Consider the following 19905-nt stretch of genomic DNA (forward strand, 5'->3'; position numbering starts at 1 on the left):
CGCCGAACCCTTGATGATCGGCGTCTCGTCGCCCGGGAAGTCGTACTTCGACAGCAGCTCGCGGACCTCCATCTCCACCAGGTCCAGCAGCTCCGCGTCGTCCACCATGTCCGCCTTGTTCAGGAACACCACGATGTACGGCACGCCCACCTGGCGCGACAGCAGGATGTGCTCGCGCGTCTGCGGCATCGGGCCGTCCGCCGCCGACACCACCAGAATCGCACCGTCCATCTGCGCCGCACCCGTGATCATGTTCTTCACGTAGTCGGCGTGGCCCGGGCAGTCCACGTGCGCATAGTGACGGGTCGGGCTCTCGTACTCCACGTGCGCCGTCGAGATCGTGATGCCGCGAGCCTTCTCCTCCGGCGCCGCGTCGATCTGGTCGTACGCCTTGAACTCGCCACCGAAACGCTCCGCGCCAACCTTCGTCAGCGCCGCCGTCAGCGTCGTCTTGCCGTGGTCAACGTGACCGATCGTGCCCACGTTCACGTGAGGCTTGGTGCGCTCGAACTTGCCCTTTGCCATTGCCGTCTATCCGGTGATGAAGGTTCGTAGGGGTGGTGCTCACAACTGGAATCGAACCAGCGACCTCTTCCTTACCAAGGAAGTGCTCTACCGACTGAGCTATGTGAGCAGGTTTTCGGTGTTGCGGTGGAACCGTGGAGCGGGAGACGGGAATCGAACCCGCACCATCAGCTTGGAAGGCTGAGGTTCTACCATTGAACTACTCCCGCCCGAAGGCTGGACCGTTCGGCCACCCGGCCCGCCGGGGCGGAAGGGGTGGTGGAGGAAGGTGGATTCGAACCACCGAAGGCGTAAGCCAGCAGATTTACAGTCTGCCCCCGTTGGCCGCTTGGGTATTCCTCCGACAGAGCCGCATATTCTGGCGAGGGGTCCCGGGCTTGTCAACGCAGGCGGCGGCGATGGCCGCCGGCGGGACGGCCCGGCTTCAGACGTTGAACAGGAAGTTGAGCACGTCGCCGTCCCGGACCACGTAGTCCTTGCCCTCGGCGCGCTGCTTGCCGGCCTCCCGGGCGCCCTGCTCGCCCCTGCAGGCGATGAAGTCCTCGAAGGCGATGGTCTGGGCGCGGATGAAGCCCTTCTCGAAGTCGCTGTGGATGACCCCGGCGGCCCTGGGCGCGGTATCGCCCTTGCGGATGGTCCAGGCCCGCACCTCCTTCACGCCGGCGGTGAAGTAGGTCTGCAGGCCGAGCAGGTCGTAGGCGGCGCGGATCAGGCGGTTCAGGCCCGGCTCCTCGAGGCCGAGGTCGGCGAGGAAGGCCTGCTTGTCGGCCTCGTCCAGATCGGCGAGCTCGGCCTCGATCTTGGCGCAGACCGCCACCACCGGGGCCCCCTCGCCGGCCGCGTACTCGCGCAGGCGGTCGAGGTGCGGGTTGTTCTCGAAGCCGTCCTCCAGCACGTTGCCGACGTACATGGCGGGCTTGATGGTGAGCAGGCACAGCGGCCTGAGCAGGGCCTTCTCCTCCTCGCCGAGGCCGGCGGTGCGCGCCGGACGCCCCTCGTTCAGCACCGGCATCAGGCGCTCGAGCACGGCCACCAGCTTCTGCGCGTCCTTGTCGCCGGACTTGGCGCGCTTGCCCTCGCGGGCGAGCGCCTTCTCGACCGCACCCAGGTCGGCCAGGGCCAGCTCGGTGACGATGGTCTCGATGTCGGCGATCGGGTCGACGCGCCCGGAGACATGCACCACGTTGGGGTCGTCGAAGCAGCGCACCACGTTGACGATGGCGTCGGTCTCGCGGATGTTGGCGAGGAACTGGTTGCCGAGGCCCTCGCCCTTGCTGGCACCGGCCACGAGGCCGGCGATGTCGACGAACTCGACGATGGCCGGCTGCACCTTCTGCGGCTTCACGATCTCGGCGAGCTGCTGCAGGCGCGGATCGGGCACCTCGACGATGCCGACGTTCGGCTCGATGGTGCAGAAGGGGTAGTTCTCGGCCGCGATGCCGGCCTTGGTCAGGGCGTTGAAGAGGGTCGACTTGCCGACGTTCGGCAGGCCGACGATGCCGCACTTGATGCCCATGGGGACTCCGTCAGGGTTTCGGGGTATGGAGGCGCTTCATCGCCTCGGAAAAATCGCCGGAAAGTGCCAGCGGCAGCACGCGCAGGGCGTCGTCGATCGCGCCGCGGATGGCCGCCTCGTCGTCGCGCCCCGGGCGCCCGAGCACCCAGGGCGTGACCCTGGCCTTGTCGCCGGGGTGGCCGATGCCGATCCGCAGCCGGTGGTAGCGCCCATGCCCGAGCTGGGCATGGATGTCGCGCAGGCCGTTCTGGCCGCCGTGGCCGCCGTCGAACTTGAGCCGCGCCACGCCCGGCGGGAGATCGAGCTCGTCGTGGGCGACCAGGCATTCGGCCGGATCGATCTTCCAGTAGCGCAGGGCCGCGGCCACCGCGCGCCCCGACGCATTCATGAAGGTGCCGGGCTTGAGCAGCCACAGCGCATGCCCGGCGAGCTCGGCCTTGGCCACCTCGCCGTGCAGCTTGGAATCGAGGCCCCAGCGGGCGCCTGCCTGCTCCGCGAGGGCATCAACAAACCAGAACCCGGCGTTGTGCCGGGTCCGGTCGTAGTCGGGGCCGGGATTGCCGAGCCCGACGATGAGGCGCAGGCCAGCCATCGCTGCCGGTGACCGCCGTACCCGCCGCGGCGCCCTTGCCGGGCGCCGCGGACGGCACGGTTACTTCTTCTTGTCCTTGGCCGGCGCGGCGGCCGGGGCGGCGGCGGCCTTGGCCGACTTGGTGCTCGGCACCTCGGCGGCCTCCGGCGCGGCGGTGTCCTCCTCGGCGGCGCGGGCGTGCTTGGCGATCACGACGGCGAGGTCGTGCTCCTTGCCCAGCTTCAGCTCGGGGATGGTGACGCCAGCCGGCAGCCTGAGCGCCGAGAGGTGCACGATGTCGCCCACGGCGAGGCCGGCGAGATCGACCTCGATGAACTCCGGCAGGTCCTTCGGCAGGCAGCTCACCTCGACCTCGTTGAGCTCGTGGGTGATGACCACGCCCGCGGTCTTGCCGGCCGGCGAGGTCTCCTGGTTGATGAAGTGCAGCGGCACCTTGAAGCGGATCGGCGCGTTCTCGTCGATGCGCTGGAAGTCGACGTGCATGACCAGCTGCTTGTAGGGGTGGCGCTGGATGTCGCGCAGCAGCACCTTCTGCACCTTGCCATCGACGTCGAGGTCGAGGATCGAGGCGTAGAACCACTCGTTCTGCTGGATCAGCCAGAGCTTCTCGTGGTTGAGCTGGATCGACTGGGGAGCGGTGCCGGCGCCGTAGACGATCGCCGGGACCTGGCCCGCACGACGCAGGCGGCGGCTCGCACCCTTCCCCTCGTCCTTGCGGCTGGTGGCGTTGATGATGTGGGTTGCCATGGTTGTTGCCTTGGTTTTTGGAGTGACCACCTCGCGGTGGCTGGGACACTGCCCCGCGACCAGGGCAGTGGTGCAGCGGCCGCGGCGGGAGACCCGCCGCGGCGTATCGGTCAGTCGACGTAGAGCTCGGAGACCGATTCGCCGAAGGCGATGCGGCGGATGGTCTCGGCGAGCAGCTGGGCGACGCTGAGCTGGCGGATCCGCGGGCACAGGCGCGCGGTCTCCGACAGCGGGATGGTGTCGGTGACGACCAGCTCGTCGAGCTGGCTGTTGGTGATGTTGCTGATGGCGGCCCCGGAGAGCACCGGGTGGGTGCAGTAGGCCACCACCTTGCGCGCGCCGTTGGCCTTGAGGGCGGCGGCGGCGGCGCACAGGGTGCCGGCGGTGTCGACGATGTCGTCGACCAGCACGCAGGTCTTGTCGGCCACGTCGCCGATGATGTTCATCACCGTGGCGACGTTGGCCTTGGGGCGGCGCTTGTCGATGATGGCGAGATCGGCGTCGTCGAGGCGCTTGGCGATGCTGCGGGCACGCACCACGCCACCGACGTCGGGCGAGACCACGATCAGGTTCGCGGTGCCGTGGGTGCGCCAGATGTCGGCGAGCAGCAGCGGCGAGGAGTAGACGTTGTCGACCGGAATGTCGAAGAAGCCCTGGATCTGGTCGGCGTGCAGGTCGATGGTGAGCAGGCGGTCGGTGCCGACGGCGCCGAACATCTTGGCCGCCACCTTGGCGGTGATCGGCACGCGGGCCGAGCGCGGGCGGCGGTCCTGGCGGGCGTAGCCGAAGTAGGGCACCACGGCGGTGATGCTGGCCGCCGAGGCGCGCTTGAGCGCATCCACCAGCACCAGCAGCTCCATCAGGTTCTCGGCGGTGGGGGCGCAGGTGGGCTGGAGCACGAACACGTCCTGGCCGCGCACGTTCTCCTCGATCTCGACCTGCACCTCGCCGTCGGAGAAGCGCCCCACCAGCGCCTTGCCCAGCGGCACGCCGAGCTCGCGGCACACCGAGAGCGCCAGCGGGCGGTTGGCGTTGCCGGTGAACAGCAGCAGGTTTTGCTTGCGCATGGCGCGGGCTCCGGGCTGGTGGCGTGGCGACGGTGGTGGTGGCTGGGGCGGCAGGATTCGAACCTGCGGATGCCGGAATCAAAATCCGGTGCCTTGGACCAGCTTGGCGACGCCCCAAACGCTCTTGCGGTGCGCCTGTCAGGCCCCGAGGGCCGCCAGGAGCGGCGAGCGGTCGAGGCCCGTGCAGGCCCGGCAGGCCCAGCCCTCGGCCGCCAGCGCCCGCTGTGCGGCCTCGGCCTCGGCGCGGGAGGGCAGCTCGACGAAGCAGCCGCCCCCGGTGCCGGTGAGCCGCGCCACGCCGAATGCCCCCAGCCGGTCCAGCAGCGCGGCCACGAGCGGCGCGCGCTGGCGCAGCACCGGCTCGAAGGCGTTGCCGTGGACGGCCCCGGAAAGGAAGTCGGCGATTGTAGCCGGGGGCGTATCCCGCTTCAAACCGGGCGCCTGGAACAGTTCAGCCGTGGGCACCGACACCCCGGAATCGGCCACGAGGTAATGGCGCTCGCCGAGCGCGAGGGGGTCCAGCCGCTCCCCCACTCCCTCGGCCCAGGCGCTGTGCCCGTGCACGAAGACCGGCACATCGGCCCCCAGGGCGAGCCCGAGGGCTGCCAGCTGCCCCGGAGGGGGGCTGGGCCGGCCCCACAGCCGCGGCAGGGCCCGCAGCACGGTGGCGGCATTGGAGGAACCACCACCGAAGCCGCCTCCCACGGGGATCCGTTTTTCGACGTGGATGTCCACCCCCTGCCGGACCCCCAGCGCCGCCTGCAGCTGCCTTGCCGCCCGCACCGCGAGGTCGCGCCCGGCCTCGGGGGCGTAGGCCGGGGCCGTGGGGCGGCAGATGCGGTCATCCGCGCGCGGGCGCAGCCAGACCGTATCGCCCCAGTCGAGCAGCTGGAACACGGTCTGCAGCAGGTGGTAGCCGTCCGCCCGGCGGCCGGTGATGGCGAGGAACAGGTTGAGCTTGGCCGGGGCGGGATAGGCCTGCCAGCCCTCGCCCTCGGGCGGCGCGGCGGGCGGCACGTTCACGGGGCGGGCTCCCACTGGCCGACGACGAGGCGCACCGAGGCCTTGCCGCGCTCGGCGAAGATCCGCCGCGGCAGCGGCGGATCGCCGGGCAGCCAGTCGGGGAAACGCAGCTGCCAGCCGGCCTGCCGCCAGCCCAGGGGCCGGCCCTCGGCATCGACCGCCAGGCCTTCGGCCGGACCGGGGCCGCGGGCGCCACGCACCCAGGCCGGCAGCTCGCGCACCGGCAGCACCCAGCCGGTGGCCTCGGCGAGCAGGGCCTCGGCATCGGCGGCGTGGCGCGGGCCGCCGTCCAGCCCTTCCAGCGTGGCGCCGGCAGGATCGCCATGCAGGCGCCACTGGCGGCCGGTGACCGGGGCGATCAGGCGGATGTCGAAGGCATCGCCCTGCTGGCGCCAGTCGATCTGGGCGCTGCTGCCCTCCTGCCCGTGGGCGAAGGCCACCCGGCCGCGCAGCCGCCAGCCGGGCACTTCGGCCAGGCGGGCCTCGCGGGCGGCCTGCGCGGCATGGGCCTGCACGACCTCGATGCCCGGCGCCCCGGCAGGCGGCGGCCGGTGGGCGCAGGCGGCGAGCAGCAGGGCGAGGAGCGCGGTGAGGGGAAGACGCAGGCAGACGGGCATGGCGGGGGCGGGTTACTGGCCGAAGCGGCGCAGGGTATCGAGGAGCACGGGATCGGCGGGGTCCAGCGCCCGGCCCTGCTCCCAGACACGGCGGGCATCGGCGGTACGCCCGAGCAGCCACAGGGCCTCGCCCAGCGAGGCGGCGGTGGGGGCGCCGGGTTCGAGTTCGAAGGCCTGCTGCAGGGCCTCGCGGGCTGCGGCGGGCTTGCCGTTTTCCAGCATCAGGGCTCCGAGGGCACGCAGGGCCGGGGGGTAGGCGCCGTCGCGCGCCAGCACGGCGCGCAGGTCGGCCTCGGCCTCGGCGCCACGGCCGGCCCGGGCAGCGAGCCGCGCCCGGGCCACCCGCAGCGCCGGATCGTCTTCCAGCACCGCAAGGCCGCGGCCGAGGGCCTCGAAGGCGCTCTCGCGGCGACGGCGGGCCTCCCAGAGATCGGCCTCGGCGAGGAAGGCATCGCGCCGCACCTCGCCATCCACGGCCTCGTCGTTCTGCAGGGCGCGCAGGGCGGCCACCGCCTCGGCCTGCCGTCCCTGCCGGGCCAGCACCACGCCGAGCCGCAACCGGGCCTTCTCGCCCGCCTCGCCGGCCGTCAGGCGGCGGTACCAGCGCTCGGCCTCGGGCCAGTCCTGCAGTTGCTCGGCCAGCTCGCCGAGCAGGAGCAGCAGGGCCGGCTCGACCCGTCCCGGAGGCGCGGCCGAGGCCAGGGCCGCGGCTTCGCCGAGCAGCAGGCGCAGCCCGGGCAGATCGCCCACCCGGGTGAGCCAGCCGGCCCGCAGGCCGAGCGAGCGGGCATCCTGCGGACCGCGGGCCATGGCGGCCGCCGCGCCTTCCGGGTCGCCCAGCACCGCCAGCGCTTCGGCACCGATGCGCCGCTGCTCCGGGCCCAGCCCCGGCATGTCCAGCACCCGCCGCACCTCGGCGCGGGCGGCCTCGCGCTCGCCGCGCCGGCCAAGCCGCTCGGCCCGCAGCAGGCCGGCCCGCGGGTCGTCGGGGAAGGCGGCGACGAGGCCCTCCACCCATTGCCCGGAGAGCGCGTCGTCGCCAAGCCGCTGCGCCAGCCCGGCCATCGCCAGCCAGGCCTCGATGCGCGGCGGGAAGGCCGGCGCGGCGCGCAGGGCGCGCAGCACGGCACGGGCGATCACCCCGCCATCGGGATAGGGCGCCTCCAGCCCGGCCACCACCGCGGCCACGCCCTCCGGGCGCTGCAGCAGGCGCAGGGCAGTCTCGAGGGCGCGGTCGTCATCGCCCTGGAAGACGTGGAAGCGCAGGGCCATGGCATCACGGCGGAAGGAACTCGGCTCGATCGCCTGCCAGCGCTCGAGGGCACGGGCGGCGAGTTCGGCATCGCCGGCCAGCAGGGCCGCCTCGACCGCCTGCCCGGCCAGCGCGGGCGCGGCCATGGCCTCGCTGGCACGCAGGGCGTACAGGGCGGCCAGCCGCTCCTCGCCGGCGGCGCGGGCGAACTCGGCGGCCAGCAGGGCCTCGAGCACCGGCGGGCTCAGGCCGGCAGCCGGGGCCGGCGCGGGCGATGCGGCGGAAGGCACGGGCAGGGCCGCCGCCAGGGGGCGGGATACCGTCGCGATGGCAAGGCCCAGGGCCAGCACGGCGAGCGCGTTCGCGGCAAGGCTCCGGGGGCAGTTCATCGGCACTCCAAGCAAGACCGCTAGAATACCGCCTCGCGCCCGCCCACCGCCCGCCATGCCCCTGATCGCCCTCGGAGTGAACCACCAGACCGCGCCGGTCGACGTGCGCGAACGGGTGGCCGTGGGCGAGGCGCAGCTCGCCGACACCCTGCGCGAGCTCAAGGCCCTGGAGGGGGTGGAGGAGGCCGCCCTGCTCTCCACCTGCAACCGCACCGAGATCTATGCCCGGGTGGCGGAAGGCCGCCACGAAGGCCTCGTGGCCTGGCTGGCCGGCCGCAGCGGGCTGCCGCGCGGCGCCCTCGAGGCCTACCTCTACCGGCACGAGGACGAGGCCGCGGTGCGCCATCTGTTCCGCGTAGCCACCGGCCTCGATTCCCTGGTGCTGGGCGAACCGCAGATCCTCGGCCAGGTGAAGACGGCCTGGCAGCAGGCGCGCGGCGCCGGCAGCCTGCGCACCCCGCTCGACCGCCTGTTCCAGCAGGGCTTCGCAGTGGCCAAGCGGGTGCGCACCGATACCCGGATCGGCGCCCATCCGGTGTCGGTGGCCTTCGCCGGCGTGCGCCTCGTACGCCAGGTGTTCGCCGATTTCGACCACGCCACCGTGCTGCTGGTGGGGGCCGGCGACACCATCGAGCTTGCCGCCAAGCACCTCGCCAAGGCCGGGGCGAAACGCCTGCTGGTGGCCAACCGCACGCTGGAGCATGCCCAGGCCCTGGCCTCGCGGGTGGGAGCCTATGCCCTGCCGCTCACCGAGCTGCCGCGCCACCTGCCGGAGGCCGACGTGGTGATCTCCGCCACCGCCGCGCGTGACGTGGTGCTGCCCGCCGGCACCGTGGAGGCGGCGCTGAAGGCGCGGCGGCACCGCCCGATGTTCCTGCTCGACCTCGCCGTGCCGCGCGACATCGACCCGGCCGTGGCCCGGCTGCCCGATGCCTACCTCTACACCGTGGACGACCTCGAGCAGGTGATCGCCGAGAACCGCGCCTCGCGCCGCGAGGCCGCCGAGCAGGCCGAGGCCATCATCGACCTTGCCGTGGACCACTTCATGGCCTGGTGGCGCGCCCAGGACCAGCAGGACGGCCTGCGTGCCCTGCGCCGCGCCGCGGAGGCGGCCAAGGCCGAGGCCCTGGCCCGCGCCCGCGAGCGCCTGGCCGCCGGCGAGGCACCGGAAGCCGTGGTGGAGCGCCTCGCCCACCAGCTCACCAACCGCCTGCTGCACGCCCCCACCGCCACCCTGCGCCAGGCCGCCCTCGAGGGCGACACCGCCCTGCTCGCCGCCGCCAACCGCCTGTTCCCCGCCCAGCCCGCCGCGGCCGGCGCGGATCCCGGCACCGGCGCATGAGCCCCGCCCTGCGCCGCAAGCTCGAGGCCCTCGCCGAGCGCCACGAGGAACTGGCCCGCCTGCTGGCCGAGCCCGGGGCGGTGGCCGATGCCGCCCGCTTCCGCAGCCTCTCGCGCGAGTTCGCCCAGCTCGAGCCGCTGGCCCAGGCCCTGGCCCGCGAGGCCGCCCTGCTCGCCGACCTGCGCGAGGCCGAGGCGATGCGGGCCGACCCCGAGCTTCGGGCCATGGCCGAGGAGGAACTCCCGGCCCTGCGCGAACGCCTCGCCGCGCTGGACGAGGAACTCACCCTGCTGCTGATTCCGCGCGATCCGCGCGACGACGCCAACCTGTTCCTCGAGGTGCGCGCCGGCACCGGCGGCGACGAGGCGGCGATCTTCGCCGGCGACCTGTTCCGCATGTATTCGCGCTACGCCGAGCGCCAGGGCTGGACGGTGGAAGTGCAGAGCGCCAGCCCGGGCGAGCATGGCGGCTTCAAGGAGATCGTGGCGCGCATCGAGGGCCGCGGCGCCTTCGCCCGGCTGAAGTACGAGTCCGGCACCCACCGGGTGCAGCGCGTGCCGGCCACCGAATCGCAGGGCCGCATCCACACCTCGGCTGCCACCGTGGCCATCCTGCCCGAGCTCGAGGACGTGGGCGAAGTGGTGCTGAACCCCGCCGACCTACGCATCGACACCTTCCGCAGCTCGGGCGCCGGCGGCCAGCACGTCAACAAGACCGAATCGGCCATCCGCATCACCCACCTGCCGAGCGGCCTCGTGGTGGAGTGCCAGACCGAGCGCAGCCAGCATGCCAACCGCGAGAAGGCCATGCAGCGCCTGAAGTCGGCCCTGCATGCCCAGCAGCTGGCGGCACAGCAGGCCGCCACCGCCGCCCGCCGGCGCCTGCAGGTGGGCAGCGGCGACCGCAGCCAGCGCATCCGCACCTACAACTATCCGCAGGGCCGCATCACCGACCACCGCGTGGAGGGCCTCACCCTCTACAGCCTGCCGCAGGTGATGGAAGGCGAGCTCGACGAACTGTTGCAGCGCCTCGCCCGCGAGGCGCAGGCCGACGAGCTGAAGCTGCTCGGCGAGCAGGGCTGAGCCCGGCCCGCGCGGCGCCCGGCCGGGCACGCCGGCCCCCGGTGCAGGCCCGCCGCGACGGCGCTAAGGTGGGGCCATGGCGAAGCACAAGGCGGCGGCCACACGCACCCCGGAGAAGCTGCGCAAGAAGGACTACCTCGAACGGCTGGCGCCGCTGCAGCTCGCCCTGAGCGAGGTGGAGCGCTGGGTGGCGGCCACCGGCCAGCGCCTGCTGGTACTGGTGGAAGGCCGCGACACCGCCGGCAAGGGCGGCGTGATCCATGCCATCGCCGAAACCCTCAACCCGCGCCACTGCCGGGTGGTGGCGCTCGACAAACCCAGCGAACGCGAGCGCGGCCAGTGGTACTTCCAGCGCTACGTGGCGCACCTGCCCGCGGCCGGCGAGATCGTGCTGATGGACCGCAGCTGGTACAACCGCGCCGGCGTGGAGAAAGTGATGGGCTTCTGCACCGATGCCCAGTACGAGGCCTTCCTGAAACAGGTGCCGGTGTTCGAGAAACTGCTGGTGCAGGACGGCATCCGGCTCGCCAAGTACTGGCTGTGCGTGGACCAGGCCCAGCAGGAGGAGCGCTTCGCCGAGCGCGCCAGCGACCCTTTGAAGCGCTACAAGCTCTCGCCCATCGACCTTATGGCCCGCGCCAGCTACGAGGCCTACACCCGCGCCCGCGAGGCCATGCTGGAAGCCACCCACACCCGGCATGCGCCCTGGACCCTCGTGGACTTCAACGACCAGCGGCGCGGCCGGCTGTCGATGATCCGCCACTGGCTCGGCACCCTGCCATGGAATGCCCCGGAACAGCCGGTGCTGGAGCTTCCTCCTCTCACCCACCCGCCGAAACGCGAGCGCTACACGGTGCTGGAGCCCATCCCCGACCGCTCCGAGGACAGCAGCCCGCCGAGGCCGGCGCGGTTCCGCGGCCAGACGGGCCCGGCGTCTTAATCCATGAGACGCGAGCGCGGCAGGCTGCCTGCGAAGCACCCACTGCGGCCCAGCCCGGAGGGTGGGAAGATGGGCAAGGGGAGCACGGACTGATGCCCGTCGAACACCGGGTTCATCACGCCAGCAAGGAGGACGAGGCATGGATGGCAGCACCCGCATGGATACCCAGCCCTGGGGCAAGCGCCGGGAAGATGGCGCATTCCACCCGCTGGCCGACCACTGCCTCGATGTGGCGGCCACCTTCCGGGCGCTGCTCGACGCCCCCGGGATCGCCCGGTCGCTCCCACGCCTCGACCCCGCTCAGTGGGAGCGCCTGACCGTCCTCGCCTTCCTGCACGACTTCGGCAAGTGCAACCGGGGCTTTCAGGCCAAGGCCGACCCAGCCGCCAGGGATACGGCCGGCCATGTGCTCGAGGGATTGGCGCTGCTGTGGGATCTCGACGATCTCCGGCCACCGGGGTGGGAAGCACTGCTCGCCGATATCGTCGGCTGGTTCAAGGACGGGGAGCAAGCGATGCAGATGCTGCTCGCCAGCCTCTCCCACCATGGCCGTCCGGTTTCGGAGAGCGACTATCAGCACTCAGGCGTCGAACGAAAGGCCCGCCATTGGTGGACGGCGAGCGGCGGCTACGACCCGCTCGCGGCGCTCGATGCCCTGGCGGCCACCGCGCGCGGAGCCTTCCCCCTGGCCTTCGGCGAGGCGGCGCCCATCGACGCCACCCCAGCCCTGCAGCAGCGCTTCGCCGGGCTCGTCATGCTGGCCGACTGGATCGGCTCGGACACGCAGTTCTTTCCCTACCGGCAGAGCCCGGAAGAAGACCGGCTGGCGCTGGCGCGGGCCGCGGCGCAAAGGGCCCTGCAGCGCATCGGCCTCATGCCCCCGGCCAGGCGTGAGCCCAGGCCGTTCGAGACCACCTTTGCGTTCCGCCCCACGCCGCTGCAGGCCGCGCTGGCCGGGGAGATCACGCCCAGCGATGACGTTCGCCTGCTGCTGGCCGAGTCCGACACCGGCTCGGGCAAGACCGAGGCGGCGCTGGCCTGGTTCTTCCGGCTGTATGCCGAGGGCCGGGTGGACGGGCTCTACTTCGCCCTGCCGACCCGGGTGGCCGCCCGGGAGTTGTATGGGCGGGTGTTGCAGGCAATCGAGGCCGCCTTCGAGCCTGACGACCGTCCCGGGCCGGTGCTGCTGGCCGCACCGGGCTACGTGAAGGTGGATGGCCAGAGCGTGAGCCACGCGCTCGCCGACCCCGAGGGCACGCTGTGGGACGACAACAAGGCCGACCGGCAGCGAGAACGCCTGTGGTCGGCCGAACGGCCCAAGCGCTTCCTCGCCGCGCCGGTCGCGGTCGGAACCATCGACCAGGCCCTGCTCTCGGTGCTGCAGGTCAAGCACAGCCTGTTGCGCTCGGTGTGCCTGGATCGGCACCTGCTGGTGGTCGACGAAGTGCACGCCTCTGACCCTTACATGCGCGAGGCCCTGAAAGCCCTGCTGAAAGGCCATCTGGCGCGGGGCGGATGGGCGCTCTTGCTCTCGGCCACCCTCGGCGAGTCGGCGGCCGCCGAGTTTTTTGGCCGCCCGCCCCAGCCGCTTGCCGACGCCATCCAGCGCCCCTATCCGCTGCTGTCCTCGCGCACCAAGGCCTGGCCCATGCCGGCGAGCCGCACGCGCAGCATCGAGGTGAGCGGCTCGCCCAGCCTCACCGACGATGCCGCCCTGCTGCCCAGGCTCATCGCGGCGCTCGAGGCCGGCGCCCGCGTGCTGGTGGTCTGCAATACCGTGGCCCGGGCCAACGCGCTGTTCCGGCTCGTGGAGAGCACGCTCGAACGCAACCATCCCGCGCTACTCGCCGCGTTGTTCCAGCTCGATGGCCAGCGCTGCCCGCACCATGGCCGCTTCGCCCGTGCCGACCGCGAACGGCTGGACGCGGCGGTGACGGCACAGCTGGGCAAGGGCTCCGCGGACGGACCGCGACTGCTGATCGGCACCCAGACGCTGGAACAGAGCCTCGACATCGATGCCGACTGGCTCATCACCGATCTTGCGCCCATGGACGTGCTGATCCAGCGCTTCGGCCGCCTGCACCGGCACGACCGCGCCCAGCGCCCTGACGGCTTCGCGCAGCCCCGCGCGCTGGTGCGCATCCCCGAACGCGGGCTGGAAGCCCATCTCGCACAGGACGGCGCCCTGCGCGGCCCGGCCGGCCTCGGCCCGGTCTACACCGATGGCCGCGTGCTGGCGCTCACCCTGCGCTCACTGCAGGACGCGCCACGGGTCGAACTGCCCGCACAGGCACGCGAGCGCATCGAGCGCACCACGCACCCCGATGCCTTCGCCACCCTGCCAGCCCTCTGGACGGCCCATGGCCAGATGATCGAGGGCAAAGCCCTCGGCGAGATCCGCCAGGCCCTGCGTTCGCTGCTCGACGACCAGCCCTTTGGCGAGCTGCATTACCCGGACAAGAGCGAGCGCGTCCTCACCCGGCTGGGCCGCCCGACCTTCGAGCTTCCCCTGGCCGCTGCGCTGCGCTCACCTTTCGGCGCGACGATCGACCGCGTGGCCCTCCCCGCGCACTGGCTCAAGGGCGATTCCCCACCCGAGACGCTGGAGGCCGAAGCCTCGCCCGAGGGCTTGCGCTTCCGCATCGGCGCCAGCGCCTTCCGCTACACCCGCCTTGGACTGGAGAAAGACGATGCATGACCTGCTCCACGACCCGCTGATCGGCGTGCGCACGCCGGCCGGAGTGCAGCGATTGAGCCTGCCCGGGCTGCTCGCAGCCCTGAGTGCGGGTCAGGTGGACGGCTACACGGGCCTGCGCGCCCATCAGGCCGATCCCTGGCATGTGTTCCTGGTGCAGCTGGCCGCCAGCATCCAGGCGCGGCGCCCCACCGACGCCCTGCCCACCGATGCCACCTACTGGCGCGAGGGCCTGCTCGATCTGGCCGACGGCATCCCCGAGGCCTGGCAGCTGGTGGTGGAGGACGTGACCAAGCCGGCCTTCATGCAACACCCTTACTGTCCGAAAGCCAGCTATAAACCCTGCGCTTATGCACCCGATGAGTTAGATGTTTTATTCACATCTAAAAGCCATGACGTCAAGCCAGCAAAAGTGGCGCCTGACGACATGGAGGCTTGGCTCTACGCGCTGATGACCCGTCAAACCATCTCCCCTTACGGCGGGGGCGGTGGCGCGCTGAATGGGGTTGCAAGGATGAACAGCGGATATGGCAGCCGACCATTCGTGGCCTGGGTACGGGATCTTCATACCTCCAAACGTTTCCAGGATGAGACCAATGCACTTTGTCGGTTGCGAGGGAGCATTGTTAATGCACCTTACGGCTACAGCAGCGACAGAGCTGTTGTCTTGACGTGGACGCATCCCTGGAACAGTCAAGGGCACCAATTTTTCCTTAGACAACTTGAGCCCTGGTTTATCGAGTCCGCCCGGCTCATCCGCCTAAAACGCGACGAGTATCAAAAAGGGATTTTTGCACTACAAGCAGGAACCAAAGCCAGACAAATCGGCCCCAAAGAGCCTCACAAAGGTGATATTGGGGACCCGTGGATACCTATAACCACGGAAGGAGCGGCGCTCACCATCACCAGCCCAGGATTCACACCAGCTCGCCTGTGCAAACTGATATTCAAAGATGGCATAAGTGAATCCAAAGGGCTATTGATGACAAGCCATCTATCGGACTCAAACTCCTGGCTGGTAGCAAGCGTTCTAACTGGGGGAAATTGTCAAACAGACGGGTTCTACCACATCGAACTCCCCGTTCCCGCAAAGATCAAGCGTTCGCTGTCTCAAGAAACAACCCGGAAAACCTTGGCGCATCTAGCGCAACACCTTCTGAATGACGCCAAGGACGTGCAGGAATGCTTGCGAATCGCGTTTTATGTGTTAGCAGTCGAGGCAGCAGAAAATGAACTCCGAAAAAAGCAGCATACGACGACTTTTGCTGCACTGAACGCTATCCAGGAACTCAGTCGGAAGAAAGAGAAAAAGAAAGCTTTTGAAAGGATCGATCTATTTAGCCGAGAGACGATCTCGGCCCTTACCAGGACCTGGGAACAGCACTACTTCCCCACGCTCTGGCGCGGCGCCGACGAAGACCACGAGACCGTGCGCCGCAACTGGCAGCAGCGCCTCGTCGAGGCCGGCCAGGCCCTGCTCGACGAGGCTGCCACCCGCCTGCCGCTGCCAACCAACCGGCGCTGGCGGGCCCTGACCCAGGCCGAAAGCGCCTGGCGCGGCATGTTGCACAAGGCCGGCCTGCCCCTGCCGGGCCGCGCCACCACCGAACCCGCCGAAACCGAGGAGCAAACGGCATGAGCGAACCCGTCCCCACGCCCCCCAAGACATCGACCCTCGCCAGCACCGTGGGCCGGCTGGCGCACGCGATCGGTGCCGAGCACTACCCCAATGGCGACCGCGCCGCGTTGCGGCGCTGGGCCCCCGGGCAACCGCTGCCACTGGCCTTCTACCGCCTGTGGCTGCGCCAGATGAACGGGGATCTTCCGGCCGAGGCCGCGACCCAAGCCTGGATGCTGCTGGCCTGGAGCCTAGCCACGCTGGGCGCGGAGGCCCATGACCCCAAACACCCCTGGGGCCAGGCGCTGGCCGAAAGCGGCTTTGCCGAAGGCCGGCTGGAACGGCTGCTCTCCGCTCCCGAAGACGTGCGGCCGGACCTGTTCATGGCCGCCGTGCGCTTCCTCGCCGCCAAGGGCGAGCGCTTCGACCTCACCGAGGCCGCCCGATTCCTCATCACCTCGGATGCGGACAAGCGCGAAGCCGTGCATCGCCGCATCGCGCAGGCCTTCTACCGCCACCTGCCGAAAAACGACTGACCCACAGCAAGGAGTGCCGCATGTTCCTGCAAATCCACACCCTCACCGCCTACCCTGCCAGCCTCCTGAACCGCGATGACGCCGGGCTGGCCAAGCGCATCCCCTTCGGCAACGCCGTGCGGCTGCGTGTGTCCTCGCAGTGCCTGAAGCGGCACTGGCGGGAGGATCTCGCCCTCCGGCTGCCCGAACTCCCTGACGGGCAACGCACCCGCTCCTTCTTCACCCGGACCGTGCTGCCGCGAGCCGTCGAGGCTGGCGTGCCGCAGCCCCTCGCCGAGAGCCTGATCGAGCCGCTGGCAAAGGCCGTGATCGACGGCGGCGTCAAGGAAGGAGGTGATCTCAACCAGCCCGTGCTCTTTGGCCTGCGTGAAGCCGACTATTTCGTGCAACTGCTGCGCGAGGCCAGCCAGGCGGGCGACCCGAAGAAGGCGCTGGAAGAACGCCTGAAATCCCGGGAGGAGAAGGACAACCTCAAGGCGATGAGCAAATCGGCCGCCGGCCTCACCGCCGCGCTCTTCGGCCGCATGGTCACCTCCGATCTGCTGGCCCGCGTGGATGCGCCGGTGCACGTGGCGCATGCCTTCAGCGTGCACGCCGCCAGCACCGAGATGGACTATTTCACGGTGGTGGACGACCTCAACCGCGAGGACGAAACCGGCGCGGCGCATGCCAACCAGACCGAACTCGGCGCCGGCCTGTACTACGGCTACGTGGCCGTGGACGTGCCGCTGCTGGTCTCCAATCTCACCGGCTGCGAGGCGAAGGACTGGCAGGGCCAGGACGGCAGCACCGCCCGGCGCGTGCTGGAGGCCCTGATCGACAGCATCCTGCGCCAGAGCCCCGGCGCGAAGAAGGGCAGCACCGCGCCCTACGCCTGGGCCGACGCGCTCTACCTCGAGGTGGGGCGCAGCCAGCCCCGGGCGCTCTCCAATGCCTTCCTCGACGCCCTGCGCCCGGAAGGGAAGAGCGACCTGCGCAACGCGGCGCTCAGCCGTCTGGCGGCTTATGTCAAACAGCTCGACGAGATGTACGGCGGCCCTAACGATGGCGAGACGCGCCAGCTCTCCACCACGCTGGAGCAGCCCGCGCATCTGCCGCCCAGGCAACCGGTGCCGCAGGCGGTGACGGCGGCGCTGGATGCCATCTTCGGCTCCAAGGCATGAGGCCATGGGCATGGACGTACTGCTGCTGCGCCTCGATGCGCCTCTGATGAGCTTCGGCGCCGTGGTGGTGGACCAGAACCATCCGGTCTGGCGCTTCCCCGGCGTGGCCATGCTCACCGGCCTGCTCGGCAATGCCCTGGGCTGGGACCACCGCGACACCGACCGGCTGCAGTCCCTGCAGGACCGGCTGCGTTTCGCCGCCCGCTGGGATGCCGAACCGGAGTTGCTGACCGACTACCAGACCGTGGACCTGGGGCAGGATTTCATGATCGGCACCGGCTGGACCACGCGCGGACGCCGGGAAGACCGTGGTAAGGGGGCTGCCACCACCGGCACCCATATCCGCTACCGCGACCACTGGGCCAACGGTGTGGCCACCATCGCGCTGGCGCTGGACGGAGAAGGCGAGCCCGGCCTTGCGGCCCTGGAGCAGGCACTGCGATGCCCTGCCCGGCCGCTGTTCCTCGGCCGCAAGCCCTGCCTGCCCGCGGGCCCCTTGCTGCTGGGGCGCCGCAAGGCGGAGGGGGTGCGGGCCGCGCTCGCCGCCGAGCCGCTCGCCGACATCGGCCCGCGCCGGCGTCCCGGCCGCATCCCCGCCCTCTGGCCGCTGGATGAGGCACAGGGCGCCCAGGTCGAAGAGCGCTACGCCCCGCGTGACTGGCGCAACAACATCCACCGCGGCACCGAGCGCCATGCCGTGGGCTTCCTGGAGGTGACGGCATGAGCCCCCTGCATCTCGTGCGCATCCCCGTCCATGCCCCGCGCCTGCTGCGCTTCGCTGTTGATCACGGCATCCCCCAGGAAGACGAGACCCTGGGCTACACCCTGCACGCCTGGTTTACGGCCCTGTTCGGGGAGGAGGCGCCCAAACCCTTCCGCTATCTGGAGCGACGGAGCGAAGTACTCGGCTATGCCCGGCGGCCCGCCAGCGAACTGCTTGAACGCGCCCAGGCATTCGCCTCCCCCGGCGCCTGGGCGGCCCTGGAGGCCGAAGGCCTGGCCAGCAAGCCCATGCCCGGTGAGTGGCGCAGCGGCCAGCGCCTGCGGCTGGAGGTGCTGGCCTGCCCGGTTTCGCGCAAGGACGATGAGGAGAAGGACGTCTACCTGCGGGCACTGGACCGCACGGGCGCAGCCACACCGCCACGCGCCGAGGTCTATCGCCAATGGTTCATGGCCCAATGGGGCGAGGCGCTGCGGCTGGAACAGGTGGAACTGCTCGGGATGAGCGCCCGCAGCCGGCTCTTGCGCCGTGCCCGCAATGGCGGCAACCGCCTCCGAGTCGTCGAGCGACCACAGGCCCTGTTCGGCGCCGATGCCGTGGTGCAGGACGGCACGGCCTTCGCATCGCAACTGGCCCGGGGCATCGGCCGCCATCGCGCTTTCGGTTTCGGCATGGTGCTGCTCGCCCCGCCGCGATGAGCCCCACGCCCGGCCTGATGCATGGGCGGCTGGGGCTGGCCGCCTCGCGCATCCCGCATGCCGATCGCCACGGCCTCTTGTGGCTGGAGTACGGCAGGCTCTCGGTGGAGGACGGCACGCTGCGCTTCGTGGCGGCAAAGAGCGAGACGCTCGATGCCGGCGACTACGCCATCCCTTACCAGGCGGTGTCGATGATCCTGCTCGGGCCCGGCACCAGCCTGACGCAGGACGTCCTGCGCCTGTGCGCGCGCCACGGCACCCTGATCGCCGCCGTGGGCGAAGGGGGCGTCAAGAGCTACACGGCACCGCCGATGGGGCAGGGGCGTTCGGACGTGGCCCGCCGCCATGCCGAGCGCTGGGCCGACCCCACCCTCCGCCTGGACACGGCGCGCCGGCTCTATGCCTGGCGCTTCGGCCGGATCCTCCCGCACCGCGATATCGAGACCCTGCGCGGCATCGAGGGCGCCCGCATCAAGGAGAGTTACAAGCTCGTGGCCCAGCGCTTCGGCATTCACTGGCAGGGGCGGCGCTATGACCGGCAAAACCCCAATGCCGCCGATCTGCCCAACCAGGCGCTGAACCACGCCGCCACGTTCGTGGAGGCGGCCGCCGATCTCGCCGTGGCGGCCGTGGGGGCCCTGCCGCCACTGGGTTTCATCCATGAAGACTCCAGCAACGCCTTCACGCTGGACGTAGCCGACCTCTACCGCGTAGACCTGACCCTCCCCCTGGCCTTTGCCGCCGTTCGCGCCTTCCGTGATGGCGAGGCCGAGAATCTCGAACGGGAAGTCCGGCGACGTGCCACGAAACTGTTCCGCCAGGAAAAACTCATCCCGCGCATGATCGACCGCATCAAGGAGCTGTTCGATGTCGATGACCGTGGTGGTGACGCGTAATGTGTCCTCGCGCGTGCGCGGCTTCCTTGCATCAGCCATGCTGGAACTCGTTCCCGGGGTCTATAGCGCCCCTCGCCTGTCTCCCGCCGTTCGCGAGCGGGCGTGGAACGTGCTGGAAGAATGGTTCCCCCACGAAAAGAACGCCGCCATCGTGATGCTCTGGCAGGAGCGCGCCGTTCCCGGGGGCCAAGCCGTCCGCGTCCTTGGCAGCCCGCCCATCAGCTTCGTTGACGTCGATGGGCTGGTGCTGTCGCGGCGGGAGTGAGGCGCACCCCCGAGGCTCTTTCACAATCCATTTTTCCCAACCGAGGCAATGGGTTAGGATCTAGGGTCTCCCCCGCGCACGCGGGGATCGACCCGCCGACCATCTGGCGGATGCGCGCATGCTGCGGTCTCCCCCGCGCACGCGGGGATCGACCTTCGAGCTGGGGCTGCTGAAGCTCTCGAACGTGGTCTCCCCCGCGCACGCGGGGATCGACCTCCCCG

The 19905-nt window shown here is 70.7% G+C and carries 19 protein-coding genes and 4 tRNA genes; 11 read left to right on the top strand and 12 right to left on the bottom strand.

The features are described from left to right. The 12 genes from G408_RS0108430 to G408_RS0108485 all read right to left on the bottom strand — a co-directional run. Positions 1-525: GTP-binding protein (locus tag G408_RS0108430; RefSeq protein ID WP_028770740.1), on the bottom strand; the 525-nt coding region annotated here is incomplete at its 3' end. A gap of 33 nt (positions 526-558) precedes the next feature. Further along, positions 559-634: transfer RNA gene (locus tag G408_RS0108435), tRNA-Thr, on the bottom strand. A gap of 26 nt (positions 635-660) precedes the next feature. Further along, positions 661-734 (bottom strand) — tRNA-Gly (locus G408_RS0108440). A gap of 47 nt (positions 735-781) precedes the next feature. Beyond that, positions 782-867, bottom strand: a tRNA-Tyr gene (locus G408_RS0108445). An 82-nt stretch (positions 868-949) separates the two neighbouring features. Next, a complete protein-coding gene (gene ychF, locus G408_RS0108450) occupies positions 950-2041 on the bottom strand; it encodes a redox-regulated ATPase YchF (protein WP_028770741.1) in 1092 nt (363 codons plus the stop codon). 10 nt (positions 2042-2051) lie between these two features. Then, positions 2052-2633, bottom strand: a complete 582-nt coding sequence (gene pth, locus G408_RS0108455) for an aminoacyl-tRNA hydrolase (protein WP_028770742.1) — start codon at positions 2631-2633, stop codon at positions 2052-2054. A 60-nt stretch (positions 2634-2693) separates the two neighbouring features. Beyond that, positions 2694-3380 carry a 50S ribosomal protein L25/general stress protein Ctc gene (locus G408_RS0108460; protein WP_028770743.1) on the bottom strand — a complete coding sequence of 229 codons (687 nt, stop codon included), beginning with the start codon at positions 3378-3380 and terminating at the stop codon, positions 2694-2696. A gap of 110 nt (positions 3381-3490) precedes the next feature. Beyond that, positions 3491-4447 carry a ribose-phosphate diphosphokinase gene (locus G408_RS0108465; protein WP_037412854.1) on the bottom strand — a complete coding sequence of 319 codons (957 nt, stop codon included), beginning with the start codon at positions 4445-4447 and terminating at the stop codon, positions 3491-3493. A 39-nt stretch (positions 4448-4486) separates the two neighbouring features. Beyond that, positions 4487-4564 (bottom strand) — tRNA-Gln (locus G408_RS0108470). Between the two features lie 21 nt (positions 4565-4585). Then, positions 4586-5470: a 4-(cytidine 5'-diphospho)-2-C-methyl-D-erythritol kinase gene (gene ispE, locus G408_RS0108475; RefSeq protein WP_245584292.1), complete on the bottom strand. Its 885-nt coding sequence runs from the start codon at positions 5468-5470 to the stop codon at positions 4586-4588. After that, positions 5467-6087 carry a lipoprotein insertase outer membrane protein LolB gene (gene lolB, locus G408_RS0108480; protein ID WP_028770746.1) on the bottom strand — a complete coding sequence of 207 codons (621 nt, stop codon included), beginning with the start codon at positions 6085-6087 and terminating at the stop codon, positions 5467-5469. Before lolB ends, ispE begins: the two co-directional genes overlap by 4 nt. 12 nt (positions 6088-6099) lie before the next feature. Next, positions 6100-7728 (bottom strand): tetratricopeptide repeat protein, encoded by a 1629-nt coding sequence (locus tag G408_RS0108485; RefSeq protein ID WP_028770747.1) that lies wholly within the window; start codon positions 7726-7728, stop codon positions 6100-6102. 55 nt (positions 7729-7783) lie between these two features. Between G408_RS0108485 and hemA the strand changes: the two genes are divergently transcribed. From hemA to cas2e, 11 genes are all read left to right on the top strand, one after another. After that, positions 7784-9070 carry a glutamyl-tRNA reductase gene (gene hemA / locus G408_RS0108490; RefSeq protein WP_028770748.1) on the top strand — a complete coding sequence of 429 codons (1287 nt, stop codon included), beginning with the start codon at positions 7784-7786 and terminating at the stop codon, positions 9068-9070. Then, entirely contained in the window at positions 9067-10152 is a 1086-nt protein-coding gene (prfA, locus tag G408_RS0108495; RefSeq protein ID WP_028770749.1) for a peptide chain release factor 1, read from the top strand. Before hemA ends, prfA begins: the two co-directional genes overlap by 4 nt. A gap of 76 nt (positions 10153-10228) precedes the next feature. After that, a complete protein-coding gene (gene ppk2, locus G408_RS13865; RefSeq protein ID WP_051282805.1) occupies positions 10229-11092 on the top strand; it encodes a polyphosphate kinase 2 in 864 nt (287 codons plus the stop codon). Between the two features lie 139 nt (positions 11093-11231). After that, complete coding sequence (locus G408_RS0108505) at positions 11232-13790, top strand: CRISPR-associated helicase/endonuclease Cas3 (RefSeq protein WP_028770750.1); 2559 nt, start codon at positions 11232-11234, stop codon at positions 13788-13790. Further along, positions 13783-15426, top strand: coding sequence for a hypothetical protein (locus G408_RS13870; protein ID WP_037412855.1), 1644 nt, complete (start codon positions 13783-13785; stop codon positions 15424-15426). The genes G408_RS0108505 and G408_RS13870 overlap by 8 nt, the downstream gene beginning before the upstream one ends. Continuing rightward, on the top strand, positions 15423-15941 hold the full coding sequence (casB, locus tag G408_RS13875; RefSeq protein ID WP_051282806.1) for a type I-E CRISPR-associated protein Cse2/CasB: 519 nt from the start codon (positions 15423-15425) through the stop codon (positions 15939-15941). Before G408_RS13870 ends, casB begins: the two co-directional genes overlap by 4 nt. A gap of 20 nt (positions 15942-15961) precedes the next feature. Next, complete coding sequence (gene cas7e, locus G408_RS0108520; RefSeq protein WP_028770752.1) at positions 15962-17104, top strand: type I-E CRISPR-associated protein Cas7/Cse4/CasC; 1143 nt, start codon at positions 15962-15964, stop codon at positions 17102-17104. Positions 17105-17114: 10 nt separating this feature from the next. Next, on the top strand, positions 17115-17828 hold the full coding sequence (gene cas5e / locus G408_RS13880) for a type I-E CRISPR-associated protein Cas5/CasD (protein WP_037412859.1): 714 nt from the start codon (positions 17115-17117) through the stop codon (positions 17826-17828). Then, positions 17825-18523 carry a type I-E CRISPR-associated protein Cas6/Cse3/CasE gene (locus G408_RS0108530; RefSeq protein WP_028770753.1) on the top strand — a complete coding sequence of 233 codons (699 nt, stop codon included), beginning with the start codon at positions 17825-17827 and terminating at the stop codon, positions 18521-18523. The genes cas5e and G408_RS0108530 overlap by 4 nt, the downstream gene beginning before the upstream one ends. After that, a complete protein-coding gene (gene cas1e, locus G408_RS0108535; RefSeq protein WP_037412856.1) occupies positions 18520-19419 on the top strand; it encodes a type I-E CRISPR-associated endonuclease Cas1e in 900 nt (299 codons plus the stop codon). Before G408_RS0108530 ends, cas1e begins: the two co-directional genes overlap by 4 nt. Further along, positions 19391-19684, top strand: coding sequence for a type I-E CRISPR-associated endoribonuclease Cas2e (gene cas2e / locus G408_RS0108540; RefSeq protein ID WP_028770755.1), 294 nt, complete (start codon positions 19391-19393; stop codon positions 19682-19684). Before cas1e ends, cas2e begins: the two co-directional genes overlap by 29 nt. Positions 19685-19905: the final 221 nt, after the last annotated feature.

Source organism: Silanimonas lenta DSM 16282, from assembly GCF_000429065.1.
Taxonomy (GTDB): domain Bacteria; phylum Pseudomonadota; class Gammaproteobacteria; order Xanthomonadales; family Xanthomonadaceae; genus Silanimonas; species Silanimonas lenta.

Excerpts from the sequence above, each read along its gene's own strand:
- ychF (WP_028770741.1), bottom strand. The coding sequence starts at position 2,041 with ATGGGCATCAAGTGCGGCATCGTCGGCCTGCCGAACGTCGGCAAGTCG.
- pth (WP_028770742.1), bottom strand. The coding sequence starts at position 2,633 with ATGGCTGGCCTGCGCCTCATCGTCGGGCTCGGCAATCCCGGCCCCGAC.
- G408_RS0108460 (WP_028770743.1), bottom strand. The coding sequence starts at position 3,380 with ATGGCAACCCACATCATCAACGCCACCAGCCGCAAGGACGAGGGGAAG.
- G408_RS0108465 (WP_037412854.1), bottom strand. The coding sequence starts at position 4,447 with ATGCGCAAGCAAAACCTGCTGCTGTTCACCGGCAACGCCAACCGCCCG.
- lolB (WP_028770746.1), bottom strand. The coding sequence starts at position 6,087 with ATGCCCGTCTGCCTGCGTCTTCCCCTCACCGCGCTCCTCGCCCTGCTG.
- G408_RS0108485 (WP_028770747.1), bottom strand. The coding sequence starts at position 7,728 with ATGAACTGCCCCCGGAGCCTTGCCGCGAACGCGCTCGCCGTGCTGGCC.
- hemA (WP_028770748.1), top strand. The coding sequence starts at position 7,784 with ATGCCCCTGATCGCCCTCGGAGTGAACCACCAGACCGCGCCGGTCGAC.
- prfA (WP_028770749.1), top strand. The coding sequence starts at position 9,067 with ATGAGCCCCGCCCTGCGCCGCAAGCTCGAGGCCCTCGCCGAGCGCCAC.
- ppk2 (WP_051282805.1), top strand. The coding sequence starts at position 10,229 with ATGGCGAAGCACAAGGCGGCGGCCACACGCACCCCGGAGAAGCTGCGC.
- G408_RS0108505 (WP_028770750.1), top strand. The coding sequence starts at position 11,232 with ATGGATGGCAGCACCCGCATGGATACCCAGCCCTGGGGCAAGCGCCGG.
- G408_RS13870 (WP_037412855.1), top strand. The coding sequence starts at position 13,783 with ATGCATGACCTGCTCCACGACCCGCTGATCGGCGTGCGCACGCCGGCC.
- casB (WP_051282806.1), top strand. The coding sequence starts at position 15,423 with ATGAGCGAACCCGTCCCCACGCCCCCCAAGACATCGACCCTCGCCAGC.
- cas7e (WP_028770752.1), top strand. The coding sequence starts at position 15,962 with ATGTTCCTGCAAATCCACACCCTCACCGCCTACCCTGCCAGCCTCCTG.
- cas5e (WP_037412859.1), top strand. The coding sequence starts at position 17,115 with ATGGACGTACTGCTGCTGCGCCTCGATGCGCCTCTGATGAGCTTCGGC.
- G408_RS0108530 (WP_028770753.1), top strand. The coding sequence starts at position 17,825 with ATGAGCCCCCTGCATCTCGTGCGCATCCCCGTCCATGCCCCGCGCCTG.
- cas1e (WP_037412856.1), top strand. The coding sequence starts at position 18,520 with ATGAGCCCCACGCCCGGCCTGATGCATGGGCGGCTGGGGCTGGCCGCC.
- cas2e (WP_028770755.1), top strand. The coding sequence starts at position 19,391 with ATGTCGATGACCGTGGTGGTGACGCGTAATGTGTCCTCGCGCGTGCGC.